Source organism: Gudongella sp. DL1XJH-153 (assembly GCF_049310905.1).
Taxonomy (GTDB): Bacteria; Bacillota; Clostridia; order Tissierellales; family Tissierellaceae; genus Gudongella.
The window spans coordinates 1-5,639 of the sequence record NZ_JBMEMN010000055.1 but is presented as its reverse complement, the minus strand read 5'-3'; the positions used below and the strand labels follow the sequence as shown (position 1 = coordinate 5,639).

At 38.8% G+C, this 5,639-nt stretch carries 4 protein-coding genes and 11 tRNA genes; 13 read left to right on the top strand and 2 right to left on the bottom strand.

Going from position 1 to position 5,639, the window contains the following annotated elements:
* Positions 1-111: 111 nt before the first annotated feature.
* From ACOEN1_RS13155 to ACOEN1_RS13105, 11 genes are all read left to right on the top strand, one after another.
* Positions 112-185, top strand: a tRNA-Gly gene (locus ACOEN1_RS13155).
* Between the two features lie 15 nt (positions 186-200).
* Positions 201-277: transfer RNA gene (locus ACOEN1_RS13150), tRNA-Arg, on the top strand.
* 6 nt (positions 278-283) lie between these two features.
* Positions 284-360: transfer RNA gene (locus tag ACOEN1_RS13145), tRNA-Gln, on the top strand.
* Positions 361-422: 62 nt separating this feature from the next.
* Positions 423-498 (top strand) — tRNA-Lys (locus tag ACOEN1_RS13140).
* 7 nt (positions 499-505) lie between these two features.
* A tRNA-Ser gene (locus tag ACOEN1_RS13135) sits at positions 506-594 on the top strand.
* Positions 595-597: 3 nt separating this feature from the next.
* Positions 598-688: transfer RNA gene (locus ACOEN1_RS13130), tRNA-Ser, on the top strand.
* Positions 689-699: 11 nt separating this feature from the next.
* Positions 700-776: transfer RNA gene (locus tag ACOEN1_RS13125), tRNA-Ile, on the top strand.
* Positions 777-799: 23 nt separating this feature from the next.
* Positions 800-875: transfer RNA gene (locus tag ACOEN1_RS13120), tRNA-Phe, on the top strand.
* 43 nt (positions 876-918) lie between these two features.
* Positions 919-992 (top strand) — tRNA-Trp (locus tag ACOEN1_RS13115).
* Positions 993-1,120: 128 nt separating this feature from the next.
* A tRNA-Ile gene (locus tag ACOEN1_RS13110) sits at positions 1,121-1,197 on the top strand.
* Positions 1,198-1,222: 25 nt separating this feature from the next.
* Positions 1,223-1,299, top strand: a tRNA-Ile gene (locus ACOEN1_RS13105).
* Positions 1,300-1,330: 31 nt separating this feature from the next.
* Here ACOEN1_RS13105 and ACOEN1_RS13100 read toward each other — a convergent pair.
* Positions 1,331-2,317: a ribonuclease H-like domain-containing protein gene (locus tag ACOEN1_RS13100; RefSeq protein WP_422487350.1), complete on the bottom strand. Its 987-nt coding sequence runs from the start codon at positions 2,315-2,317 to the stop codon at positions 1,331-1,333.
* A 92-nt stretch (positions 2,318-2,409) separates the two neighbouring features.
* Between ACOEN1_RS13100 and ACOEN1_RS13095 the strand changes: the two genes are divergently transcribed.
* A complete protein-coding gene (locus tag ACOEN1_RS13095; protein ID WP_422487349.1) occupies positions 2,410-3,189 on the top strand; it encodes an IclR family transcriptional regulator in 780 nt (259 codons plus the stop codon).
* A 12-nt stretch (positions 3,190-3,201) separates the two neighbouring features.
* Entirely contained in the window at positions 3,202-4,395 is a 1,194-nt protein-coding gene (gene thrC, locus ACOEN1_RS13090; protein WP_422487348.1) for a threonine synthase, read from the top strand.
* Positions 4,396-4,441: 46 nt separating this feature from the next.
* Here the strand turns inward: thrC and ACOEN1_RS13085 are convergent, their stop codons facing one another.
* The gene (locus ACOEN1_RS13085; protein ID WP_422487347.1) at positions 4,442-5,428 is read right to left on the bottom strand and encodes an asparaginase; all 987 of its coding nucleotides are present in this window, start codon (positions 5,426-5,428) and stop codon (positions 4,442-4,444) included.
* Positions 5,429-5,639: the final 211 nt, after the last annotated feature.

The following is a 5,639-nucleotide window of genomic DNA, read 5'->3' as shown; positions in this document are numbered from 1 at the left end:
GAGTTGGCCAAAGGGGACGGACTGTAAATCCGTTAGCTGAGCTTTCACTGGTTCGAATCCAGTCTCCTCCACCATTTCATGTTCAATACTTCAATACATGCATAACAATGTGCGGGTGTAGCTCAGTGGTAGAGCTCCAGCCTTCCAAGCTGATTGCGAGGGTTCGATTCCCTTCACCCGCTCCATTAAACAACTTACTTGCACCTATAGCTCAGTTGGATAGAGCAACGGACTTCTAATCCGTGTGCCGGAGGTTCGAATCCTCCTAGGTGCACCATATTGTTGGGGTGTAGCCAAGCCGGTAAGGCACTAGACTTTGACTCTAGCATTCCACAGGTTCGAGTCCTGTCACCCCAGCCATTTTCATTTTATATCAGGCAAGATTGCTTGGTATAAATTATACTTTGGTATGAATTTAATATGACCCATTAGCTCAGTTGGCAGAGCACCTGACTTTTAATCAGGGTGTCCCGCGTTCGAGTCGCGGATGGGTCACCAGTTTTATGGAGAGGTACCGAAGTGGTCATAACGGGGCGGTCTTGAAAACCGTTAGGGTTAACGCCCACGTGGGTTCGAATCCCACCCTCTCCGCCAGAAGGAGAAGTACTCAAGTGGCTGAAGAGGCTCCCCTGCTAAGGGAGTAGGTCCTTCACGGGGCGCGAGGGTTCAAATCCCTCCTTCTCCGCCAAAATAGTATGGGGGCCTTTAGCTCAGTTGGTTAGAGCGCCCGGCTCATAACCGGTAGGTCCGGGGTTCGAGTCCCTGAAGGCCCACCAACTACATAATGGCATAATCATTAGCCCAGATAGCTCAGTCGGTAGAGCAGTGGACTGAAAATCCACGTGTCGCTGGTTCGATTCCGGCTCTGGGCACCATAAGATTTAATTATCTTTTTTTTTTAGTTTTTTTAAATTTTAAAGGGGTGTAGTTAAACGGTATAACAACGGTCTCCAAAACCGTCGATGAGGGTTCGATTCCTTCCACCCCTGCCAATTTATTAAAAACAATAACGTATGGACTTGCACCCTATCCGCTAAATTGCAACGTAACAAGTTACGGCTATTAACCGGCTGGGCACGCAAAAAGTCCAATACAACTGAAAAAACCAACAATAATGTATGGACTTGTAGCTCAGGTGGTTAGAGCGCACGCCTGATAAGCGTGAGGTCGGTGGTTCGAGTCCACCCAGGTCCACCACTTAAATCAAGTAAAACTGATTTAAGGGCCTTTAGCTCAGTTGGTTAGAGCGCCCGGCTCATAACCGGTAGGTCTGGGGTTCGAGTCCCTGAAGGCCCACCACACAAAAAAACAAACCCTGAGGTTTGTTTTTTTATTGTCTATTGTTATAGTGTGTAAGAAATAAATTTTCTACAATTGCCTTGATGTTTTTGATATAAATATTATTGCCTGTTCTTAAAACCAGTATTCCTTTTGGGGTATCATAAGGAGAAAGATCAGTTTTAATATTATTGTTAGCTATCAATCTTATATCAGCTATATCAGCCAGAATATCATCAGATAATCTGGCTTTTTTAATTTCAACAGTTAAATTGAAAGCATTTTCGCTATTCATATTGATTGTATAGAATGGTTGGTAATACATCCAAGGTATTGAAAATGAGGGTTCATATTTACCAGTAATAACAAGGTTATTCCCAATAAAGGCTATATTATCGATATGCAATATTACATTTGGATCCGCAGACTCTATCCTTACTGTTTTTTCATCTTCAAGAAGATTGTAGAGTTTCAGAAGATGTGGCATATACTGCAAGTCATCATAGTTATGCTGAAGGATGGCCTTAAGAAGATGATCACTATTATTGTTTACATAGGATTTGTACAGATTAATACATTCTTTACCCGTGAGAAAGTCTATTCGTTCAATACCTAGATATTTTTCAACAGTCTTGAGTTTTAGGTTTGGGATATCTATGAGACTTTTGTTTTCTCTTAGATATTTATACAAATCAACAGATTCAACATTTTCCCAATTATGACCGTATTTATGGAGTCTTTTCTTAACGAATGGGATATCAAATGAGTCGCCATTATATGATACTAATTTTTGAAAATCCTTGACCCTGTCAACGAATTCAAGTAGAATTCTTTCTTCCTCTTCAATATAGTCGGCAAATAGCTGGATAAGTGTCCAGCTGTTGTTTGTTTTGTTATTGAAGAGTAAGCCAATAAGATAAACGTTATGATAATCTCTGCTTAAACCTGTGGTTTCTATATCAAAGAAACAAATATCATCTATCGGAATTAATGGATTAAAATCCAGTCTAATATCCATTATGCTTTTTAGTAGCTTCATTTTATCAGCTGCCTTTCAGATTGATTATTGGAAATTGCTTTTACCAATAGACAAAATAGTGTACAATAATAATAGTTGAACGGAGGGATGTCTTGGAAAAAAAATCTAAGCAAAAAAAGACTATCGGATCAGTAAAAAAAGCTTTTGATATAATCAATTATATTGCAGAACAGGAACATGAACAAGGGGCAACAGAAATTAGTGAAGCATTGGGCTATGGAGTAAGTGCTACTTATCATATTCTTAATACATTAAAGGAATCAAATATAATCACCCAAAATGAAAATACTAAAAAATACAAACTGAGCATTAAGTTATGGCAATTGGGCATGACAGCATATAATCAAAATAATATATCGGATGAACTGAAGCCATTTTTAGTGAAATTAAGAGATTATACTGGAGAAACTGCAAATCTTACAATACTGGAAGGTGAAGAAATTGTATATGTAGCCCAAGAGGAAAGTGACAAAATGATTAAGATGTTTACAAAGACGGGAGCTACCGCGCCATTGCATTGTACTGCAAGCGGCAAGATATTTTTAGCATATAAGGAGCAGGCTGAAAGAAACGAGATAATAGATGGTCTTGATCTTATAAAGTTCACTGATAATACCATAACTAAAAAAGAAGAATTAGTGAAAGAGCTTCAAAGAATCAAAAAAGATGGATATGGTTTTGATGTTGAAGAGAGGGACGAAGAAGTTTCGTGCATAGCAGCACCTGTTTTTGGACCACAGGATGAGCTTATGGCTTGTTTGTCAATATCAGGACCCAACAGCAGATTCAACCAAGACAATAAGGATCGATGGATAAAAATTATTGTCGATATCGCTAAAGAAGCTTCAGAACACTTAACTACTTTCAAATAGGGGGAGATACTTATGCACCAGCTTATATGTACAAATTGTAATGAGCTATATGACGATGAAACCAAAACAGGAAGATGTATTAAATGTGATGAGCCTTTGGAAACTGTGCCTGTTCACGATGGACAAATATCTGAAGAGTTTCCAATGGAGAAAGGTATTTTTAATAGATATGGTTCTTTTTTTCCATTTCTGGATTTGGACGATAGTTTAAGTCTTGGAGAAGGAACTACTCCTTTAGTCCATTTAGGAAAAGTTAATGATGAAATCAAAGGTAGCAACATATATATTAAGAATGAAGGAATGAATCCTACCTGGTCATTTAAGGATAGGGGTACATTAACTGGTATCCTTAGAGCCAAAGCTAAAGGAATTAAAAAGATTGGTACGGTTTCAACAGGGAATATGGCTGCTTCAGTTGCAGCTTATGCAGCAAAGGCTGGTATTCAGGCAACCATTCTGGTAAAAGAAGAAATGGCTGAAGAAAAGATTGGACCAATAGGAATATACGGACCAAGACTCATTAAGGTCAAAGGAAACTATAGAGAGTTATATAGTGAAAGCATCAGATTGGGACAGGAAAATGGAATATATTTCATAAATTCAGATGCCCCTTACAGAGTGGAAGGCTATAAAACTACAGCTTTTGAAATATATGAGCAACTTGGTTCGAAAATACCTGATTATATTATCATACCAACCAGTGCTGGAGGGAATTTCAGAGGAATTGAAAAAGGTTTCAGAGAGTTGCAACTAAGTGGAATAACAGATAGAATGCCGATTTTAATAGCTTCACAGGCAAAGGGGTGTAATCCGATTGTAAGAGCATTTGAGTCTGGTTCTGATAAAGTTGAACAACTTAGGGAATATGGAACAATCGCTCATGCTATAGAAAACCCTTTTCCACCAAGTGGGAATCAGGTTCTAAGGCTAATCAATAAGAATAGAGGTTTGGCGGTAGGTGTATCTGAAGAAGATATTATTGTTCACCAAAGGGTTCTGGCTAAATCGGGGATTTTTGTACAACCAGCTTCGGCGACATCTCTGGCAGCTGCAAATAAGCTGATCAATGAAGGAACTATACCATCTGACTCAAAGATTGTATGTATTGCAACTGCATCAGGATTGAAGTTTACAGAAAGCTTGAAACATCACAAAATTGATGTGGAGAGTTGTGATATTGAGGATCTTGAAAATATAATGAAGTGAAAGAAAAATCAGGCGCCCATATGATCATGAAGGCGCCTGATAAATTCTAATAGAGATTTAATTCAAACAGTTCCTTTACTTCCTGGTAATCAGTGGTTCTACCTAAAATCAACATCAATTTGATTCTAGCTTTTTGTCCAGGGAGATTTCCACCTAGTATTGCTCCCATATCCCTTAGCTGTTTTCCTCCACCTTCATATCCATATGTGTAGAGGACTCTACCAGTGTTGCATCTGGATACAAGAACTACTGGGATATTTTTCTCAATTGCCCTCTTAACTCCTGGGACCATCTGAGGAGGAAGATTACCCCTGCCCATTGCTTCAATAACAATACCTTTGTAACCACTATCTATACAAAAGTCTATCATGTCTGACTCCATTCCTGCTACTGCTTTTATCAAGGCAACTTTTTCCTCGATTTTTTTTGAACCAATTACCTGTCTGGAGACAATACTTCTGTAATAGATTATTTCATCATTATCAACAATTCCAAGTGCTCCAAATTCGGGAGATTTGAAGGTGTCCAGTGAAAGTGTGTTTGTCTTGGTAACCTGACTGGCTGCATTGACCTCATTGTTCATTACAACGAGTACACCTTTGTCTCTTGACCTATCCGAAACCGCAGTACAAATAGCTGCTGACAAATTACTAGCCCCGTCATACCCAAGTTCTGAAAAATTTCTCATGGCTCCAACAACTACCACAGGTTTGGGTGAATCTATCAAAAGATCAAGCATATATGCTGTTTCTTCCATGGTATCAGTACCATGAGTTACAATAACACCATCAATTGTGGGATCAGCTAGTTTTTCCATAACAAGATGATAAACATCCATCATTATGGATGGAGTAATATGAGGACTTGGTAGATTTGCATAGTTTATTACCTCAACATCTGCTATATCTTCGATGTTCTTAAGGGTACTAACAATTTCATCAGCATTCAATGCAGGTATTGCAGCGTGAAGCTCAGGATCGAATTTCATTGAAATGGTTCCGCCAGTGAAGATTATTGCCAGTTTTTTTGTCATCTGGACACCTCCTATTTATTTTTGTAGGATAATCTTGTTGAAATAAACATTTCACTTCTATATATAAAATCCTAACACAATCCAGAGGAAGCTTCAACAAAAAAAGAAGGCTCCGAAATGGGAGCCTTTTATCCGTGCGCCCGGCATGGGTGCAATCTAACGGGTGAAAGTCCCCAGTGCGGGTTGATAGTGCCAAGCACATAGCCAAGAG

Excerpts from the sequence above, each read along its gene's own strand:
- ACOEN1_RS13100 (WP_422487350.1), bottom strand. The coding sequence starts at position 2,317 with ATGAAGCTACTAAAAAGCATAATGGATATTAGACTGGATTTTAATCCA.
- thrC (WP_422487348.1), top strand. The coding sequence starts at position 3,202 with ATGCACCAGCTTATATGTACAAATTGTAATGAGCTATATGACGATGAA.
- ACOEN1_RS13085 (WP_422487347.1), bottom strand. The coding sequence starts at position 5,428 with ATGACAAAAAAACTGGCAATAATCTTCACTGGCGGAACCATTTCAATG.